The organism is Inquilinus sp. (genome assembly GCF_039594555.1).
Classification (GTDB): Bacteria; Pseudomonadota; Alphaproteobacteria; order DSM-16000; family Inquilinaceae; genus Inquilinus.
This window is the reverse complement of sequence record NZ_JBCNNF010000125.1, coordinates 1-16,843: the sequence shown is the minus strand read 5'-3', so window position 1 is coordinate 16,843 and position 16,843 is coordinate 1. Positions and strand designations below refer to the sequence as shown.

Here is a 16,843-nt window from a genome sequence, read left to right as displayed (position 1 = left end):
GGCGGGTATGCAGTCAACAATCTCGGACCCCGCGTCTACCGCGGCCACCCGATCGATGTCGCCACCGGCGAACTCGTCACGCAGGAGACCGACTTCGAGCTGCCCGGCGCGCTGCCGCTGACCTGGTCGCGGCTGTGGATCTCGAGCTCGACGATCGATGGCGAGCTCGGCCGCGGCTGGCACCACCCCTTGGACATGGCGCTGATCCCGTCGGGCGAAGGCCGCGGCCTGGTCATCCTGCGCCATGCCGACGGGCGCTACGTGCCGTTCCAGCCGCCGCGGCCCGGCACGCCGTCGTTCAACGCGGCGGAGCGGCTGGCGCTCCACGTCGACGGCACGAGGTTCTGGGTTGCCGACCCGGGCGGGCAGCGCTTCGAATTCACCGCGGCGACCAGCGGCCTGCTGCACCTCGTCCGCATCGCCGATGCGAACGACAACGCCATCACGATCGAGCGTCGTCCCGATGGCCGGCTGCGCCGCATCGTCGACAGTGGCGGCCGTGCCCTGGATGTCGAGACCGACGCCGCGGGGCGGATCGTGGCCATCGACGCCCCGGCGCCGTCAGGTGACGGCAAGCTCCGGCTTGCCGCCTATCGCTATGACGCGGCCGGTCACCTGCTGCAGGTTTGGCGCGCAGGCGGCTCCATCTTCTCCTACGAGTATCTCGGCGACCTGATCGTCCGCGAGACCCGTCCGGCCGGGCTGTCCTTCCACTTCGAGTGGGACGATCCGGCCCGCGGCGTCGGTGCCCGCTGCGTCAACACTTGGGGCGACGGCGATCTCTACCGCTGCCGTTTCGACTATGACGGGCCGAATCGCCGGACGACGGTGCAGGATGGGCGAGGGGGCACCACTACCTATCGCTGGAACGAGATCGGTCTCGTCACGCTCGAGGTCGACGCCCTCGGCGGCCGGATATCCCGCGACTATGACGAGGCCGGCCGGACGGTGCTGGCGATCAACCCGTCCGGCGGGCGGGCCAGCTGGGAGTACGACGCCCTCGGCCGGCTGACGCGGTCGGTGGATCCGATGGGCGGCGCCGTGAGCCTCCGCTATGCGGCGGACGGGCAGGAGGCGCTGCGGCAGCCTGGCTTCGGCAATCCGGCCGAGGTCGAGGAGCCTGGCGGGGCACGGCACCTCTTCGATTACGACGCCCGCGGCAATCTCGCCCGCTATGTTGATCCCGCAGGGCGCGAGCGGCGTTACACCCGCGATCTGCGGGGCCTGACGCTGGCGATCACCGACAGCGTCGGGCTTGTCGCCCGCTTCGGCTGGACCGGCGCAGGCGACCTGTCCTGGGAAGCGACCGAACGCGGGCCGCGGACGCGGTTCGACTACGACGCGCTTGGCCGCATGGTCGCGGCCCAGACGGCGGCAGAAGGCATCACCCGGCTGCGGCGCGACGATGCCGGCCGCGTGACCGAGATCCTGCGGCCGGATGGCGGCACCATCGCGCTGTCCTATGACCCCGAAGGCCGGATCATCCGTCACCGGAACGCGGCGGGGCGGGAGACGGCCTGGACCTACAATGGCCTGCCGTTCCCGGTCCGCCGGGTGGATGCGGATGGCGGTGTCTTCACCTACAGCTACGACGGCGAACTCAATCTGGTCGGGCTCACCAACCAGAAGGGTGAGGCCTATGGGCTCGAATACGACCTGCTGGGGCGGCTGATCCGCGAAGTCGGGTTCGATGGGCGTGAGCAGCGGTACGGCTACGACGCGCGCGGTCATCTCGCCTGGCACCGGGATGGCGGGCTCAGGACGACCTCCTACCGCCGCGACGCGACGGGGCGGCTGCTGGAGAAGCGCTTCGGCGACGGTGCGGCGCACAGCTTCGGCTATGACGAGGCCGGGCGGCTGTCCCGGGCGGTCAATCCGGATCGGACGATTCGCTTCGTCTACGGTCCTGCCGGCGACCTGCTGGAGGAGCATCAGGACGACCAGGTCCTCCGCCACCGCTACGACGGCCGGGGGCGCCCCATGGCCACCATGCTCCCGGACGGGCGGGAGGTCACGATCGGCTATGACGATACCGGGCGTTTCGACCGGGTCGGCTTCGCGGATCGGCTTGTGGCGGAGATCCGGCGGGACGCCGCCGGCCGCGAGATCGGTCGTCAGGCCGGCGCCCTCAAATCCGTCACCGAATACGATCCCCAGGGCCGCCTGACCCGGCAGAGCGCGTGGAAGGAGGGCGATGCCTCGAAGCCGGTGCTGGGCCGCTGGTATCGCTATGATCCGGCCGACCTCGTGGTGTCGATCGGCGACTGGCGCCGGGGTGTCCGGAACTACAGATACGACGCCGCCGAGCGGCTGCTGCAGGTCACGGGCGACCAGCCGGAGGAGTTCGTCGTCGATCCGGCCGGGAACATCCTGGCATCGGGGACCGGCGAGGATCTTCCGAGCGGTTCGGCCCGCGGCGATCGGCTGCTGGTCCATGGCGATCGGCATTTCGAACATGACGCCTGCGGCAACCGCGTGCGCGAGACCCGCGGCGCCCGGGGCGGCGTCGAGGTTCTGTACGAATACGGTCCGGACAACCAGCTGGTCTCGGTCGTCGAGTCCAGCCGGCTGGGCCGGCGGGAAACACGGTTTGCCTATGATGCGCTCGGCCGCCGAATCCGAAAGGAGACGCGAAGCTGGGGGCCGCCCGCAGCGAACGCGCCGGAGGCCGGCGAGCCGCAGCTGACGGAAGGGCAGACATCATTCCTCTGGACGGGAAACCGCCTGCTGGCCGAGGCGGAAGCGGCGCCGGGTGAGATGCCGTCCGATCCCTGCGCGACTGTCTATCTGTTCGAGCCCGGAACCTTCCGTCCGCTGGCCCAGGTGCGGCGCTCGGCGGCCGACGAAACCGGGGTCGTCTACCACTATCATTGCGATCGGCTCGGCACCCCGCAGGAGCTGACGGGGGATGACGGTACGGTCGTCTGGCAGGCGGATCTGAAGGCCTGGGGTGCGGTCGCCGCCGTGGCGGTCGGGGCGGTGCCGAACCCGTTACGCTTCCAGGGGCAGTATCACGACGTCGAGACCGGGCTGCACTACAACCGGTTCCGCTACTACGCCCCCAGCGAGGGTCGCTTCCTGCAGCAGGACCCAGTCGGGTTGCGAGGCGGGGCCAACATCTCGGCCTATGCGCCGAACCCGATCAACTGGGTCGACCCGCTCGGGCTCACTGCGGAATGCGGGTTGACGGGGGGAACGGAGGGTGTCGCTGCGGACGAGGTCCGCTTCTCGCAGAATTCAGTCGCCTATAACAAGGTGGATCGGGCCACCGGCGCCAAGTACACCTACGACGATCTCAAGGCGAGCATGGAGACCAACGGCTGGAAGGGCGACCCCGTCGACGCGGTCCGGATGCCCGACGGGCGACTGACCAGCATGGACAACACCCGAATCAGGGCCGCACGCGAGACCGGCACAGAGGTGCAGGCCAATTTGCGAGACTACGACGCCCCGCTCACCCAAGCCGAAGCCGAGCGGTTTGCGGTGAAGGACAAGGTCCCGACCACATGGGGTGAAGCCATCAAGATGCGGATCGACAAGCAGTCGGGCGGCTTCGGCAAGAAGACGCCCTTTGGATCGGACGAATTGCCCCGTCTCAGTGGGAAGCCCACGGAATGACCGCCGGACCCTATCTGTTCGAAGACTACCCGTTGCCGGACGGCTTCAAGCTCCCGGCATCCTATCTGGAGCTGCTGGCGAAGGGCCTGCCCGAGATCGATCCATGGTGGTGGCTGGCTCCCTACAAGGATCGTGCGAACTACTGGGCCGCCACGTTGCGCCAGCAGTTCCCCTCACGCAGCCTGGTGCCCTTCGCCAAGCATGGCGGTTCCGACGACGTCGCCTGCTTTGACGGCTCGGATATGTCGGGGGACCCGAAGGTGCTCTATATCCACGCGTTCTGTTCCCCCGGCTGGGAATTGCGGGGGGACGCGGAGAATTTCCAGAAATGGCTGCAGAACACCGAGATCGAGGCGGCCGAATTCCAGGCCGGGGATGAGGATTGACGAAAAAGGGGCTGCGCAATGGCAGCCCCTTGAACCGTGCCGTCCGGCGATGAAAGGCCGAGCCCTCAGATCCGCCGGCTCAGATTGTCGACGACGCCGGACATGGTGTCGACCCGCCCGCTTAGGGTGCGGATCTCGCGGTCCAGCTGGCCGACGCGCGACCGGTCCTGGGCCGTCGTCGCCTTGGACTGGAACGAGGTGCGGGCGTCGGTGAAGATCTTCAGGTTCTCGCGGGTGCCGGCCACCGCTTTGTCCATCACGTCCTTGTCGGCGCGGGCGGAGGCCAGCTCGGTGTCCAGCTCGGCCTGGGTGGCCGTGCCCTTCTTCACGCCGGCGCGCAGCCGGGTCAGCTCGCGCTTGTGCTGGTCCAGCACCGTCTGCATGGTCGCGGTCAGGTCCTTGGCCTGCGCGTTCTTCGTCTTGGCATCGGCAATCACGGAATCGAGCTGATCCTCGAGATTGGCGTATTCCTTCTGCTTCTGGTCGACATAGGCGCCGGCCAGGCCGCCCAGAGCGGCGCCGCCGGCGGCCGCGATGGCATAGGTGCCGGCATCCACCTTGGCGCCGGCGAGGTCGGCGATCGCCGCGCCGGCCAGACCGGCGGCGGCCCCCACCGCGGCGCCTTCGACGATGGTCTTGGTCGAGGTGTCGGTCTGCTCGCGCAGCCTCTTCTGCTCCGGCGTGCGGGCGGTGTTGTCCGCGGTCGCGCCGGAGGCAAGCTTCGACGGGTCGGTGGTGCCGCCCAGGGAGCCGCAGGCGGCCAGCATCGCGCATGCCAACAATACAACGATCGGTTTCTTCACAACGGTTCCCTCCGGCTGAAATGTCGTAGTGGAGCAGGATCTAACGAATTTTATCCTACTATCAGGTGTTTTCGTTTCGTCAACCATGCCGCCGCCCGGATCGCGCCCCATTGCTTGCAGGGCTGCAGCATCAGGATCGCCGACCTAGGTCGGCGGGGCGTTCCGCGCGATGCCGTCGACCAGGCCGCCGACCGAATCCAGCACCTGCTGCAGGTCGGCCACATCGGCGGCGCGGGCGGCGGCGGGGCGTCCGGGGTTGGACGCCTGGTCCGCCGTCAGGCGGGCCTTCTGCAGCCGCTTCTCGGCATCGGACAGCCGCGCCGCATCCGCGGCCGACACGCGGCTGCGCAGGGCTGCGATGCGGCGGTCCAGCTGGGACAGGCGGCCGCGGGCGGCCGCCAGGTCGCGGTCGACCTGGGACTGCTCCTGCCGGATCGCGTCGGCCCGGGCGCGGAGCTGCGCCTGCTCCGCATTCAGCGAGGAGACCTGCGCCTCGCGCTGGTCGATCCGGTCCTGATAGCCGCCGGAGACCAGGTTGCTGACGCCGGTGATGAAGCCGCCGTCATGCGGGTCGCCGGTGCCGGCGCAGGCCGCGAGGATGAGCGTCGCCGCGAGGGGCAGAAGCCGGGATGTCGTCATGGGCGTGGTCCTTCTGGCTGTCGGCGCCCCGCGGACGCTAGCGGGTCAGGTCCCGCATCCAGGCCTCGGTGTCGGCCTTGCCCTGTTGGCGGTAGTATTCCATGTGCTTCACAAATAAGGCAGCATAAGGGACCAGATCGGACGCTTTTCGGGCATCGAGCTCCGTCTTCAGCAAATCGAACTGCTGCTGGATGATTTCCGGGGAATAGTCGCCCGCCACCGTGAACACCGCATCGGCATAGCTGTCCAGCGACTGCTTGACCTCGCCCTGCAGCGACGTGCGCTGCGATTCCATCGTCGCAACCTGCTGTTCCGCCTTGGCCAGCGTGTCGGCGCCGTTCGGGTCGCCGTCGAGACGGCGGTGCATCTCCTCCAGCGCCGGCCGGGCCACCTCGTCGATCGCCTTGCCGACACTGTCCAGCCGCAGCTGGTCGGTCCGCAGCTTGTTGCCGAAGAAGGCGCCCTGGCTGATCATCAGGCGGATGGCGCGGTCGCGCGCGTCGTTGCGCTCGCTGATGGCGTCGCGCAGGTCGCGCGAGATCCGCTGCAGCCGCGACCGCAGATCCGCATCCAGCGTCGTCTGGGCGGTGGTGTCGAGGTCGCGGATGGCGTTGGCCTCCTGCCGCGCCGTGGCCTGGCCGGAATCCGGGGCGGGCAGGGCCTCGTACTCCTTCTGCAGCGCGGCCAGCCGCTCGGCCGAGACGATCGCCGGGGCGGCGATCACCAGCCGCATGCCGACCTGGCGCAGCGTGGTCGCCCCGCCGCTGCGCTCGGAGAAATAGGGCAGCTCGGTCCGGGTGGCGCTGCGGATCTGGTCGAGCGGGGTCAGGAAGTCGCCGCCGCGGATGATGAAGCCGCCGGCCTGGCCGTGCAGCCGGCCGCGACGGTTCAGGCGGAACGGCTCGAACATCATCTCCGAGGCGTTGCCCAGCATGTCGTAGAGGCCGAGCGGGTTGGGCTTCAGCAGCCCGACCGGGTGGATCCGCCCGGCCGCCGACTGGCTGCCCTGGAACCAGACATAGGCGGTCGGGCCGCCCTCCGGCATCGGCGGCCGGTCGCCGGCGAAGTCGAGGGCCGGGACCGCCATGCCGCCGCGGGCCGCGAACTCCCACTCCGCCTCGGTCGGCAGGCGCAGATAGCCGGACAGCTCGCCCTCCTTCGGCAGCTTGTCGCGGGCATTGGCCATCAGCCATTCGGTGTAGCGCTCGGAGAAGGTCAGGCCGTCGAACCAGGAGATGTCGACCACCGGTTCGCGGCCCTGCATCGTCGGCGCCCTGCAGTCGCCGGCCAGCGCCTGGTACTGCGAGCGGGTCACCTCGTACTTGCCGACATAATAGTAGCGCCGGGTCTGGTCGCCCGTGGGGGTGAAGGCACCGGCGATGTTGGCGGACCGGCGGTCGTCGACCACCCCCAGGCTAGGGTCGGAGCCGCCGAGCGTGACCTGCATGTCGTTCAGCCAGCCGCCGCTTTCCACCTCGACCCGGCGAAAGGCCATGGCTCCGCCGCACGGCATCGGCAGCACCAGGTCGCCCTCGGCGGGATGGGGGTCGATATAGGATTGGTCCCAGGCCGCCCCGGCCGGCTGCTGCGCCTGGCCGGCGGCGCCGGGCAGGAGCGCGGCGGCGGCGAGAACGGCGGCTGTCCGGCAGCGGCCGGCCAGGCGCATGGCGGCTTGCGAGAATCCAGGCATGTGATGATCCGCCTGCTGGGAATGATCCCCGCGGTATACCTGCATTCCCGCGCGCCGAAACGCGCAAATTCCGCGGCCGCGGAAGGCGGCGCCCGCGGCCGGCGAGCCAGTCGGGGCGGGCCGTCCGGTGGGAACGGCCCGGCTCCAGGCGCCGTTGCCCTAGGACTGCATCCTTGCCGCCGCGGGATATCGCGATGTCCGCCAGAGACGATCTTCGCCCGACCGCCCGTATCGCCGGCCATCCGATCCACGTCATGCTGGTGCCGGTGCCGATCACGTGCTTCGTCGGCACGCTGCTGACCGACATCACCTATTGGCGCACGGCCGAGATGATGTGGGCCGACTTCTCCGCCTGGCTGGTCACGGTCGGGGTGATCATGGGCTTTCTCGCCGCCATCGCCGGCCTGACCGACTTCCTCGGCAACCGCCGGATCCGAGCCCGGCCGCCGGCATGGCCGCACGCGATCGGCAACGCGGTGGTGCTGGTCCTGGCGACCCTGAACATGCTCATCCATACCCGCGACGCCTGGACCTCGGTGGTGCCCTGGGGGCTGATCCTCTCGGCGGCGGTCGTCCTGGTCCTGCTGTTCACCGGCTGGATGGGCTGGTCGATGATCTACCGCCACGGCGTGGGAGTGGCAGAGCGATGACCGGCTTCACGACCTCGACGCGCCTGGCGCTGGCGCTGGTCGCCGCGTTCGCCCTCGCCGCCTGCAACGAGGAGGAGTTCGACACCAGCAGCCAAGTCGGGCCCAACCCCGTCCTCCCCGAGCCGCAGCAGTACCTGTTCCCGCCGATGCATCTCGCCTCCGTCGTCGGCTGGAAGCAGGGCGAGACCCCGACCGTGGCGAACGGGCTCAAGATCGAGGCCCTGGCCACCGGGCTCGAGCATCCGCGCTCGCTCTATGTGCTGCCGAACGGCGACATCCTGGTGGTGGAATCCAAGCCGCCGGGGGTCGAGCCGATCCGGCGCCCCAAGAGCATCGTCACGGGCTGGATCGAATCGCTGGTGACGGGCGGCGGCGACCTGCCGAGCAACCGGATCACGCTGCTGCGCGACGCCGATGGCGACGGCAAGCCGGAGACGCGCAGCACCTTCATCGACCATCTCAGCTCGCCCTTCGGCGTGGCGCTGGTCGGCGGCGACCTCTACGTCGCCAACACCGATGCGATCCTGCGCTTTCCCTATACCGAGGGCGGCACCAGCATCACGGCCCCCGGCACGCTGCTGACTCCGCTGCCGGGCGGCCCGATCGACCATCATTGGACCAAGAGCTTGGTCGCCAGCCGGGACGGGTCGCTGCTGTATGTCGGCATCGGGTCGAACAGCAACGTGTCCGAGAACGGCATGGAGGCGGAGAGGAATCGCGCCGCCATCTGGGAGGTCGACCGGCAGACCGGCCGCTGGCGCCTGTTCGCCACCGGCCTGCGCAACCCGAACGGGCTGAGCTGGGAGCCCGAGAGCGGCGCCCTATGGACCGTGGTGAACGAGCGCGACGAGCTCGGGCCCAACTTGGTGCCGGACTACATGACCTCGGTGAAGGATGGCGGCTTCTATGGCTGGCCCTACAGCTATTACGGCCGGCATCTGGATCCGCGGGTCCAGCCGCAGCGCCCCGATTTGGTCGAGAAGGCAATCGTTCCGGACTACGCGCTCAGCTCGCATGTCGCGCCGCTCGGCATGGCCTTCTACACGGCGGACGCGCTGCCGCAGACCTATCGCGGCGGCGCCTTCGTCGGCGAGCATGGCAGCTGGGACCGGGGCGAATTCAACGGCTACAAGGTCGTGTTCGTCCCGTTCAGCGGCGGGCGCCCGAACGGCAAGGCGCAGGACGTGGTCACCGGCTTCCTGAACGCGGATGGCGAGGCGCGCGGCCGGCCGGTCGGCGTCGCGGTCGACAAGTCCGGCGCGCTACTGATCGCCGACGATGTCGGCAACACAGTGTGGCGGGTCACGGCGGCCGGCCGGTAGCCTCGGCGCTCTCCTGTTTCACTCATGCGGGCCGGGGGCGCGCAGCTGCGCCTCCGCCCGGTCCAGGCCGAGCGACAGCAGCGCCGCGATCTCGTCTTCGCGCAGGCCCTGCTCCAAAGCGCGCCAGCGCAGCTCGCAGCGCCGAACCGCCTCCTCGAGATCGGCCTGGGATCGGATGTCCCGGATCGGACGCATGGGGCGGACGGCTCCTCGGAAGCTGGGACGGACGGGGCTGACGGGGCGGATTCGGGACAGCGACTCCAGGGGCATCGTCGCGGCGGGTCTCGCGGCCATCGAATTCTCGCTGATGTGTTTTGTTCGTGTTTTGTTCTAACCGAGAACGGCGCCGGAGTCGAGTCCGGAAGCGATCTGGAACGGGAGGAAGAGCGACCGGCCGGCCGCTTCAGAGCAGGCGGCTGGAGCCCGCGACACCGGAGCCGCGGCGAAGCTTCCGTGTCGGTTCCGACCTAGGAGGGCGCGCGCTCGACCAAGTAGAACAGCAGCTTCGGCTTGTAGGGCACGACCTCGACGCTCCTGAAGCCGGCATGGCGCAGCAGGGCTGCGAGCTCGACCGAGTTCAGCGCGTTGACCCAGCCGAGCGACCAGCGGTCGCGGCCGATGTTGCGGTCCAGCGGATGATAACTCAGCAGCGCGCGGGGCACCGCCATGCGCAGCTGCCGCAGGAAGCGCGGCACGTCGTAGAGATATTCCAGCACGCCGAGGCCGAAGGCCATGTCGGCCTCGACCTCCGGAAAGGGCTCGCGGTTCAGGTCGCGGATGATGGTGCGGTCGTCGCGGGCCACGCAGTCCATCGGCAGGTAGGTGCAGCCCTCCGGCAGCAGCCCCTCCAGCGCCATGGCGCCGCAGCCGATATCCAGCACTCGCATTCCGGGGCGGGCATGGACGGCCGCGGCCCGTGCCCGCTCGGCCCAGCTTTCGAGCTTGCCGACATCCTCCCGCGACCAGCGGTCGATCAGCGTCGACCGCGTCTTCGCCGCCGCGATGGTGGCGCGGCGGCGCTCCTCCGGATCATTGTCCCCGGCCCAGTCCGACACCGGCTGCTCCCCCTTCCGCGATGCGCTCAGCGCCAGCCGGCGCGCCAGCCGTAATGCGGGTGCCACCAGCCCCAGCCATAGACCCGATGGTAGCGCCAGAGATAGCCGGGCGCCGGGGCGATGCCGACCGGCTGGACATAGACGACTCCGGGCGGCGGCGCCGCCGGCTCGACCACGACCGGGGCCGGCGCGACGGCGACGGGGCGTGGGCGCACGGGATAAGCGGGGTAGGCGACGCAGCCGGCCAGGGTGGCGACCGCGGCGGCAGCAGCCGCGATCCGGAGCAGGGGCAGTGCAGTGTGCGGCATCGAGATGTCCGTGTCGTGAGTTCGGGCCTGCAGAGGCCCGGAGTGTCACGGCGATAACGGACATCCCCGTCGATCGGCCCTTCGCCTTACCGCGAATTAAGGCCGGCTCCCTGACCGTGTCATCCAGCCGCCGCGGCGGCCTCGCGGATCAGCGCGGCGCGGGCGGGGGAGGCGCCGTCGGTCGGCCAGGCCTCCAGCCCCAGCTGGCGGCGGCCGAGATCGGTCAGGTCGGCCTCGGTGCCGCGGTCGCGATAGGCGCGCTCGCGATGCTCGGGCGAGAAGTCGGGCGGTGTCTCGCCGGCCAGGAAGCGGTCGCGCTGCCGGGCGGCGTATTCCGCGTTCTTGGCACAGAGCGGGCCGGCGCCGATGAACATGACGTTGGAATAGTCGGTGCCGCGATGCTCGTCGCCGACGGCATGGATGCAGTCCGGGTGCCACCACACCGTGTCGCCCGGCTCGGCATACGGGATCGAGACCTGGGCATCGATCAGCGGCTGGTGCCATTGCGGCAGGATCGCCTGTGCCTTGCCGCGGGCGGCGCCGCAGATCATGTCCTCCGGCACGTCGTCCAGCAGCGGCCGCAGCAGCAGATAGGCCACCGAATGCCGGATCATCGGCACCACCTGCAGCGTGCCGTCGTTCCTGCCCTGGCCGGTCAGGGCCAGCCAGCCCTGGTAGGAGCGGAAGAAGGTGCTGGTGTTCGGCGCCGGGAATTCCCGCGCCTCGGTCCGGAACTCGCCGTCGAACGGATCGTGCTGGTCCCAGTTGCCGCTGAAGACGTTGCGGTAGACGCGGCGGTAGCCGGGGTCGAGCCAGCGCTCGATCGACCCGCCATCCATGTGCGGCGACAGGCCCAGCGTGGTGTCGCCCGGCTGGCGGCGGCGCACCCTGTCGGCATAGGTGACCTCTCGGTCGGGGTCGAAGAAGAACCGGCTCGCGGTAGCGTCGTCGCCGGTGTCGCAGAAGCGCCACAGCCGGTTCATGAAGCGCCGGGCTGCCGCCATGTTCGGATGCTGCCGGGCCTCGACCTGCGGCCGCGACCAGTAGATGGCGAAGATCTGCGGCGTCTTGGCGCTCAACCCGCCGAAGTACTTCTGCAGGTTGCCGTCGTCCTTCTGGCCGGCATAGCCGTTGTCGTCGATATAGGCGGCGACCGCGTCGTTCCAGCGGGTGATCTGGTCGCGGTCGACCGTGCCGCGGATCAGGGCCGTGCCGCAGCGGCGGATCTCCGCCACCGTCTCGGCCGGGACGGTGTTGCCGACGATGTCGCTGAAGCGCACCACAGGCACCGGCGATTGGCCCCGGGCGTCGATCTCGCGGATGGCGTCGGCCTCGCGCCGCACCGCATCCTCCAGCCGCCGCCACACCCCGGCGACATCGCCGATCGCGCTGCGCAACTCCTGCTTCACCGCGCGCACCTGCGCGGTGTCATCGATCTCGGTCATGGCCCCGTCCGACGCCCGGTTTCATCGGCGGGCACCCTGCACCCGGCGCGCGGCGGCGTAAAGACGGCGGCTCAGCCGCCGAAGCGCTGCTTCAGCGAATCGAAGCCGGTCTGGAACACGCCCTGGCCGATGGTCTGGCGCATCGTATCCTCCTGGTCCGCCGGCACGTCGAACTCGGCGCTCCATTCGGCGAAGCTGCGGTCGCCGTCGCTGATCGGCAGCAGCCGCAGCGTGGCGACGTAGTTCTTCACCGGCATCGGCGACTCCAGGATCGCGTAGCGGACCCAATGCTCGTCGTCGGACAGCGCCAGCAGCCTCTCGCGGATCGCCCCGCCGCCGGCCAGGACCATGGCGCGGACGCAGCCGACCCGGTCCGACGGGCCGCCATCCTCGACCCGGCTCTCGGCAATGCGGGGATGCCAGCCGGGCAGGTCGTTGAAGTCCCGGATCGCCTGCCACACGGTGTCGACCGGGGCGTTGATCACGCTGCTGGTGGTCACTCGGATCATGACGGCGTCTCCTCCTGGGGCGGTGTTTGGCTGCGAGCTTACGGGAAACCGGGCGAAAAGACCTTCGCCCCTTAGAACGAGACCTGCTTGAAGGCGCGGGTCTGGGCGGTCAGGGCCTGCTCGGTGGGGAGGCGCTCCATCGAGCTGGCGCCATAGAAGCCGTGGCAGTGGCGGCAGCGCTGCAGGACATAGGCCGCGTCCTCCGGCATCGCGATTGGGCCGCCGTGGCACAGCACGATGATGTCGGGCCGCACCGCCAGCGCCGCCGCGGCCCAGTCGTCGATCAGGGCGATGCAATCGTCCAGCGTCTTGGTGGTCTCGGCGCCGATCGCGCCGCCGGTGGTCAGGCCCATATGCGGCACGATGATGTCGGCCCCGGCCTCGGCCATCGCCACAGCTTCTTCGGCCGAGAACACGTAGGGCGTGGTCAGCAGGTCCAGCGCATGGGCCCGGGCGATCATCTCGACCTCGAGCCCATAGCCCATCCCGGTCTCCTCCAGGTTCTGGCGGAAGGTGCCGTCGATCAGCCCGACGGTGGGGAAGTTCTGCACCCCGGCGAAGCCCATGGCCTTGAGCTGGGCCAGGAAATGGTCCGTGAGGAGGAACGGGTCGGTGCCGTTGACCCCGGCGATGACCGGGGTCTTCTTCACCACCGGCAGCACCTCGCGCGCCATCTCGACCACGATCTCATTAGCGTTGCCATAGGCCAGGAGGCCGGCGAGGGAGCCGCGCCCGGCCATGCGGTAGCGGCCGGAATTGTAGATCACGATCAGGTCGATGCCGCCGGCCTCCTCGCATTTGGCGGACAGGCCGGTGCCGGCGCCGCCGCCGACGATCGGCTCGCGCCGTTCGACCATGCGGCGGAACTTGGCCAGGAGGTCGGCTCGGGCGAAGCGGGCCATGGGAAGATCCTCAGTGGTGGGCGATGGCGCGGAACTCGCGCACCAGCGCGGCCGCGAATTCGGGGTCATTCAGGGCGTGGGGCAGGCGGATCAGCCGGCGGTTCGGGGTTTGCTGCACCGTCGCCTCCAGCGCCTGGAACAGCGCCTCGTCGGCGGCCGGGTCGTGGAAGGGCTGGCCCGGCGCGTCGATCAGCGACACCCCGCCCTCCGGGATCAGGAAACGCACCGGCCCGTCCATCCGGTTCAGCTTGGCGCCGATCCAGCGGCCCATCTCGACATTCTCCTCCACCGTCGTCCGCATCAGCGTGACCTGCGGGTTGTGGACGTAAAGGTTGCGGCTCAGGAACTTCTCCGGGACCGTCTCCTTCGCTCCGAAATTGATCATGTCGAGCGCACCGCAGGAGGCGACATAGGGCACGCGGGTGCGGATGATGCTGTCGAAGCGGTCCTCGCCGCAGGCCAGGACGCCGCCGAACAGCAGGTCGCAGATCTCGGTGGTGGTGATGTCGATGACGCCGCCGATCAGGCCGGACTCGACCAGCTTCTCCATCGACCGGCCGCCGGTGCCGGTGGCGTGGAACACCAGGCAGTCGTACTCGTCCCGGAAGGCGCGGCTGACCTGCTCGACACAGGGTGTGGTGACGCCGAACATGGTCAGGCCCAGGGCCGGCTTGTCGGCCTCGCTGCGCGGCGGCGGATGCGCCACCATCCCGGCCAGCGCCTCCGCGGCATTGCCCAGCACGGCGCGGGAGATGCGGTTGATCCCGGACACGTCGGTCACCGAGTACATCATCATGATGTCGGCCGGCCCGACATAGGGCGCCACATTGCCGGAGGCCACGGTCGACACCATGATCTTCGGCACCCCGACCGGCAGGTCGCGCATGGCCGGGGTGGCCAGCGCCGTGCCGCCGGACCCGCCCAGGCCGATGACGCCGCCGACATCCGCCCGGCTGCCCAGGAAGCCGCGCAGCGCCTCCGCCATCGACCCGACCGCGCGGCCGCGGTCGTCGCTGAACACCGCATCGATGCCGCCGGGATGGTGCAGCGCCACCTCGCGGGCGGTGACATCGACCGCGACTCCGGGCGTGGGGCCGCCGGATCCGGTGCCGACATCGACCAGCACCGCCGGGACGCCGCGCGCCTCGATCAGCCCCTTCACATAGGCCAGCTCGCGGCCCTTGGTGTCGCAGGTCCCGATGACATAGGCCTTCATGGCGCATCCTTCCCTGGTGGCCGCCGGCATCGTGGCGCCGGTTCTTGCCTCCGGTTTTCACCCCGCGGTGGCCTCTGGCGCAAGGGGTCGCGGGCGCAGGTTCCGGCTTCTTTTGTCCGACAACCCGGGTCTATGCTGGCGGCAAGCATCGAAGGACTCAGCCGGGAGAGCGCCCATGACCAGCCTGACGCGACTGGACCACGTCAACATCTGGACCGCCGATCTGAAGCGGCTGATCCGCTTCTACCGCGACGCGCTAGGCCTCGAGGCCGGGCGGCGCCCGGACTTCCCGTTCCCCGGCGCCTGGCTGTATCTCGGCGACCAGGCGGTGGTGCATCTGGTCGGGGTGAAGGAGCAGCCGCATCCGGACCAGGTGCAGCTGTCGCATTTCGCCTTCCAGAGCAGCGGCAAGCTGGAGGACTTCCTGGCCCATCTGAAGGGCCTGGGCGTCGAGACGGAGATCGGCCGGCCGCCGCGCAGCGGGCTGGTCCAGGTCAATTTCCACGACCCCGACGGCAACCACGTCCATGTCGACTTCAAGGACGGGACCACGCCCGACCTGGTGCCGTACCGGGAGTAGTCGGGGTGGCGGAGGGGCCTGCCGCGTCGGCTCCAGGCATTCCGCCGTCGCAATCAAGCCGCAGCCGGGGGCTGGGGCCGTGCTAGGTGTCGGTCATTGGCACACGGCCGGACCCCGGCCCCTCAGCGAGACGACGCGGCATCATGGCGAAACGGCTGATCCTCAAGCTCTCCTGCACCGACGTCCCCGGCATCGTCGCCCGGATCTCGGATTTCGTGTTCCGCTCCGGCCTCAACATCCTCGAGAGCGCGCAGTTCTTCGACCGCGACACTGGCCGCTTCTTCATGCGGGTGGTGGCCGAGGCGGTGGAGGGCTCGGCCGACCTCGACGCCCTGCGCGAGGGCTTCTCGCCGATCGGCCACGACTACGGCATGGATTGGGAGCTGCATGACGCCGACCGCAAGATCCGCGCCCTGATCATGGTCTCGAAGTTCGACCACTGCCTGGTCGACCTGCTGTACCGGGTGCAGATCGGGGCGCTGCCGCTGGAGATCCCGGCGGTGGTCTCGAACCACCGCGACAGCTACCAGCGCGTCGCCGCCGCCGGCATCCCGTTCCACCACCTGCCGGTGACCCGGGACAACAAGGCGCAGCAGGAGCGGCGGCTGCTGGACCTGGTGGATGAGGAGAAGATCGACCTCGTCGTCCTGGCCCGCTACATGCAGGTGCTGTCCACCGATCTGTGCCGGAAGATGGAAGGGCGGGTGATCAACATCCACCACTCCTTCCTGCCCAGCTTCAAGGGCGCCAAGCCGTACCACCAGGCCCATGCCCGCGGCGTAAAGCTGATCGGCGCCACCTCGCACTACGTCACCGACGACCTCGACGAAGGCCCGATCATCGAGCAGGACGTGGTCAGGGTCGACCACACCGCCACGGCCGATGACTGGGTCGCCACCGGCCGTGACGTCGAGAGCGTGGTGCTGGCCCGCGCCCTGAAGTACCACTGCGAACACCGCGTGCTGCTGAACGGGCCGAAGACCGTCGTCTTCAAGTGACCGGCTTCGCGCCGGTTTGACAGGCGCCCGTCTCCTGCCATAACTTAACTGAAAAGTTAAATATGGGATCCGCCGGACCAAACCATAACAACCGGTCCGGCGGGGCGAGGGAGACACGAACATGGCACACCGCATCCTGGTCCTGATCGGGACCAAGAAGGGCGCGTTCATCGCCGAGAGCGATGCGGCGCGCCGGTCCTGGCAGCTGCGCGGCCCGTTCTGCGAGACCTGGCCGATCAACCATGTCGTCGCCGACCCGGCCTCGGGCACCATCTACGGCGCCGGCGGCAACGAGTGGTTCGGCCCCGCCGTCTGGAAATCCACCGATCTCGGCGAGAGCTGGACCCATTCCAGCGAAGGCCTCGCCTATGCCGAGGGGCAGGAGCCGATCAAGGCGGTGTGGAGCCTGGGCGTGCGCGACGGGCGGGTCTATGCCGGGGTGCAGCCGGCCGGCCTGTTCACCAGCGACGACTGGGGGCAATCCTGGAGCCATGTCGAGGGGCTGCAGCGCCACCCGACCCGGCCGGAATGGAACCCGGGCGGCGCCGGGCTGATCCTGCATTCGCTGGTGCTGCATCCGCACGACCCGGGCAAGATCTGGGTCGGCATCTCCGCCGCCGGGTACATTGATGATACACGCGCAGCAAGGCATGAAAACAGGCGTTGTGGACCTTACCCGTGGAGAACTGGGTACCCGTGGGGCGCCTGCCATACGGGAAGAA

The 16,843-nt window shown here is 69.4% G+C and carries 16 protein-coding genes and 1 pseudogene; 7 read left to right on the top strand and 10 right to left on the bottom strand.

Annotated features, from left to right (window positions below; all coding sequences use genetic code 11):
• Positions 1 to 51: 51 nt before the first annotated feature.
• Both ABDW35_RS15305 and ABDW35_RS15300 read left to right on the top strand, forming a co-directional pair.
• Positions 52 to 3,618, top strand: coding sequence for an RHS repeat-associated core domain-containing protein (locus tag ABDW35_RS15305; protein WP_343714742.1), 3,567 nt, complete (start codon positions 52 to 54; stop codon positions 3,616 to 3,618).
• Positions 3,615 to 4,004 carry an SMI1/KNR4 family protein gene (locus tag ABDW35_RS15300; RefSeq protein ID WP_343714741.1) on the top strand — a complete coding sequence of 130 codons (390 nt, stop codon included), beginning with the start codon at positions 3,615 to 3,617 and terminating at the stop codon, positions 4,002 to 4,004. The genes ABDW35_RS15305 and ABDW35_RS15300 overlap by 4 nt, the downstream gene beginning before the upstream one ends.
• A gap of 65 nt (positions 4,005 to 4,069) precedes the next feature.
• Here the strand turns inward: ABDW35_RS15300 and ABDW35_RS15295 are convergent, their stop codons facing one another.
• From ABDW35_RS15295 to ABDW35_RS15285, 3 genes are all read right to left on the bottom strand, one after another.
• Positions 4,070 to 4,771, bottom strand: a complete 702-nt coding sequence (locus ABDW35_RS15295; RefSeq protein WP_343714740.1) for a hypothetical protein — start codon at positions 4,769 to 4,771, stop codon at positions 4,070 to 4,072.
• Between the two features lie 180 nt (positions 4,772 to 4,951).
• Positions 4,952 to 5,446 carry a hypothetical protein gene (locus ABDW35_RS15290; protein WP_343714739.1) on the bottom strand — a complete coding sequence of 165 codons (495 nt, stop codon included), beginning with the start codon at positions 5,444 to 5,446 and terminating at the stop codon, positions 4,952 to 4,954.
• Positions 5,447 to 5,483: 37 nt separating this feature from the next.
• On the bottom strand, positions 5,484 to 7,136 hold the full coding sequence (locus ABDW35_RS15285; protein ID WP_343714738.1) for an SUMF1/EgtB/PvdO family nonheme iron enzyme: 1,653 nt from the start codon (positions 7,134 to 7,136) through the stop codon (positions 5,484 to 5,486).
• Between the two features lie 194 nt (positions 7,137 to 7,330).
• Here ABDW35_RS15285 and ABDW35_RS15280 point away from each other — a divergent pair, with 194 nt between their 5' ends.
• Positions 7,331 to 7,786, top strand: coding sequence for a DUF2231 domain-containing protein (locus ABDW35_RS15280; RefSeq protein ID WP_343714737.1), 456 nt, complete (start codon positions 7,331 to 7,333; stop codon positions 7,784 to 7,786).
• Complete coding sequence (locus tag ABDW35_RS15275) at positions 7,783 to 9,108, top strand: sorbosone dehydrogenase family protein (protein WP_343714736.1); 1,326 nt, start codon at positions 7,783 to 7,785, stop codon at positions 9,106 to 9,108. The genes ABDW35_RS15280 and ABDW35_RS15275 overlap by 4 nt, the downstream gene beginning before the upstream one ends.
• A gap of 18 nt (positions 9,109 to 9,126) precedes the next feature.
• Here ABDW35_RS15275 and ABDW35_RS15270 read toward each other — a convergent pair whose 3' ends face one another.
• The 7 genes from ABDW35_RS15270 to ABDW35_RS15240 form a co-directional block, all read right to left on the bottom strand.
• Complete coding sequence (locus tag ABDW35_RS15270) at positions 9,127 to 9,303, bottom strand: hypothetical protein (protein WP_343714735.1); 177 nt, start codon at positions 9,301 to 9,303, stop codon at positions 9,127 to 9,129.
• 272 nt (positions 9,304 to 9,575) lie between these two features.
• On the bottom strand, positions 9,576 to 10,229 hold the full coding sequence (locus ABDW35_RS15265; RefSeq protein ID WP_343714734.1) for a methyltransferase domain-containing protein: 654 nt from the start codon (positions 10,227 to 10,229) through the stop codon (positions 9,576 to 9,578).
• The gene (locus ABDW35_RS15260; RefSeq protein WP_343714733.1) at positions 10,190 to 10,471 is read right to left on the bottom strand and encodes a hypothetical protein; all 282 of its coding nucleotides are present in this window, start codon (positions 10,469 to 10,471) and stop codon (positions 10,190 to 10,192) included. Before ABDW35_RS15260 ends, ABDW35_RS15265 begins: the two co-directional genes overlap by 40 nt.
• A 119-nt stretch (positions 10,472 to 10,590) precedes the next feature.
• Positions 10,591 to 11,916, bottom strand: a complete 1,326-nt coding sequence (locus ABDW35_RS15255; protein ID WP_343714732.1) for a YbiU family protein — start codon at positions 11,914 to 11,916, stop codon at positions 10,591 to 10,593.
• 71 nt (positions 11,917 to 11,987) lie between these two features.
• Complete coding sequence (locus ABDW35_RS15250) at positions 11,988 to 12,425, bottom strand: SRPBCC family protein (RefSeq protein ID WP_343714731.1); 438 nt, start codon at positions 12,423 to 12,425, stop codon at positions 11,988 to 11,990.
• 71 nt (positions 12,426 to 12,496) lie between these two features.
• Positions 12,497 to 13,327, bottom strand: a complete 831-nt coding sequence (locus ABDW35_RS15245; protein WP_343714730.1) for a phosphoenolpyruvate hydrolase family protein — start codon at positions 13,325 to 13,327, stop codon at positions 12,497 to 12,499.
• Between the two features lie 10 nt (positions 13,328 to 13,337).
• Complete coding sequence (locus tag ABDW35_RS15240; RefSeq protein WP_343714729.1) at positions 13,338 to 14,543, bottom strand: Tm-1-like ATP-binding domain-containing protein; 1,206 nt, start codon at positions 14,541 to 14,543, stop codon at positions 13,338 to 13,340.
• Positions 14,544 to 14,718: 175 nt separating this feature from the next.
• Between ABDW35_RS15240 and ABDW35_RS15235 the strand changes: the two genes are divergently transcribed.
• The 3 genes and pseudogenes from ABDW35_RS15235 to ABDW35_RS15225 form a co-directional block, all read left to right on the top strand.
• Positions 14,719 to 15,123, top strand: coding sequence for a VOC family protein (locus tag ABDW35_RS15235; RefSeq protein WP_343714728.1), 405 nt, complete (start codon positions 14,719 to 14,721; stop codon positions 15,121 to 15,123).
• Positions 15,124 to 15,266: 143 nt separating this feature from the next.
• Positions 15,267 to 16,121 (top strand): formyltetrahydrofolate deformylase, encoded by an 855-nt coding sequence (purU, locus tag ABDW35_RS15230; RefSeq protein ID WP_343714727.1) that lies wholly within the window; start codon positions 15,267 to 15,269, stop codon positions 16,119 to 16,121.
• A 121-nt stretch (positions 16,122 to 16,242) separates the two neighbouring features.
• Positions 16,243 to 16,843, top strand: a pseudogene (locus tag ABDW35_RS15225) (exo-alpha-sialidase); the annotation flags it as partial.

Excerpts from the sequence above, each read along its gene's own strand:
- ABDW35_RS15300 (WP_343714741.1), top strand. The coding sequence starts at position 3,615 with ATGACCGCCGGACCCTATCTGTTCGAAGACTACCCGTTGCCGGACGGC.
- ABDW35_RS15295 (WP_343714740.1), bottom strand. The coding sequence starts at position 4,771 with ATGCTGGCCGCCTGCGGCTCCCTGGGCGGCACCACCGACCCGTCGAAG.
- ABDW35_RS15290 (WP_343714739.1), bottom strand. The coding sequence starts at position 5,446 with ATGACGACATCCCGGCTTCTGCCCCTCGCGGCGACGCTCATCCTCGCG.
- ABDW35_RS15285 (WP_343714738.1), bottom strand. The coding sequence starts at position 7,136 with ATGCCTGGATTCTCGCAAGCCGCCATGCGCCTGGCCGGCCGCTGCCGG.
- ABDW35_RS15280 (WP_343714737.1), top strand. The coding sequence starts at position 7,331 with ATGTCCGCCAGAGACGATCTTCGCCCGACCGCCCGTATCGCCGGCCAT.
- ABDW35_RS15275 (WP_343714736.1), top strand. The coding sequence starts at position 7,783 with ATGACCGGCTTCACGACCTCGACGCGCCTGGCGCTGGCGCTGGTCGCC.
- ABDW35_RS15270 (WP_343714735.1), bottom strand. The coding sequence starts at position 9,303 with ATGCGTCCGATCCGGGACATCCGATCCCAGGCCGATCTCGAGGAGGCG.
- ABDW35_RS15260 (WP_343714733.1), bottom strand. The coding sequence starts at position 10,471 with ATGCCGCACACTGCACTGCCCCTGCTCCGGATCGCGGCTGCTGCCGCC.
- ABDW35_RS15255 (WP_343714732.1), bottom strand. The coding sequence starts at position 11,916 with ATGACCGAGATCGATGACACCGCGCAGGTGCGCGCGGTGAAGCAGGAG.
- ABDW35_RS15250 (WP_343714731.1), bottom strand. The coding sequence starts at position 12,425 with ATGATCCGAGTGACCACCAGCAGCGTGATCAACGCCCCGGTCGACACC.
- ABDW35_RS15245 (WP_343714730.1), bottom strand. The coding sequence starts at position 13,327 with ATGGCCCGCTTCGCCCGAGCCGACCTCCTGGCCAAGTTCCGCCGCATG.
- ABDW35_RS15240 (WP_343714729.1), bottom strand. The coding sequence starts at position 14,543 with ATGAAGGCCTATGTCATCGGGACCTGCGACACCAAGGGCCGCGAGCTG.
- ABDW35_RS15235 (WP_343714728.1), top strand. The coding sequence starts at position 14,719 with ATGACCAGCCTGACGCGACTGGACCACGTCAACATCTGGACCGCCGAT.
- purU (WP_343714727.1), top strand. The coding sequence starts at position 15,267 with ATGGCGAAACGGCTGATCCTCAAGCTCTCCTGCACCGACGTCCCCGGC.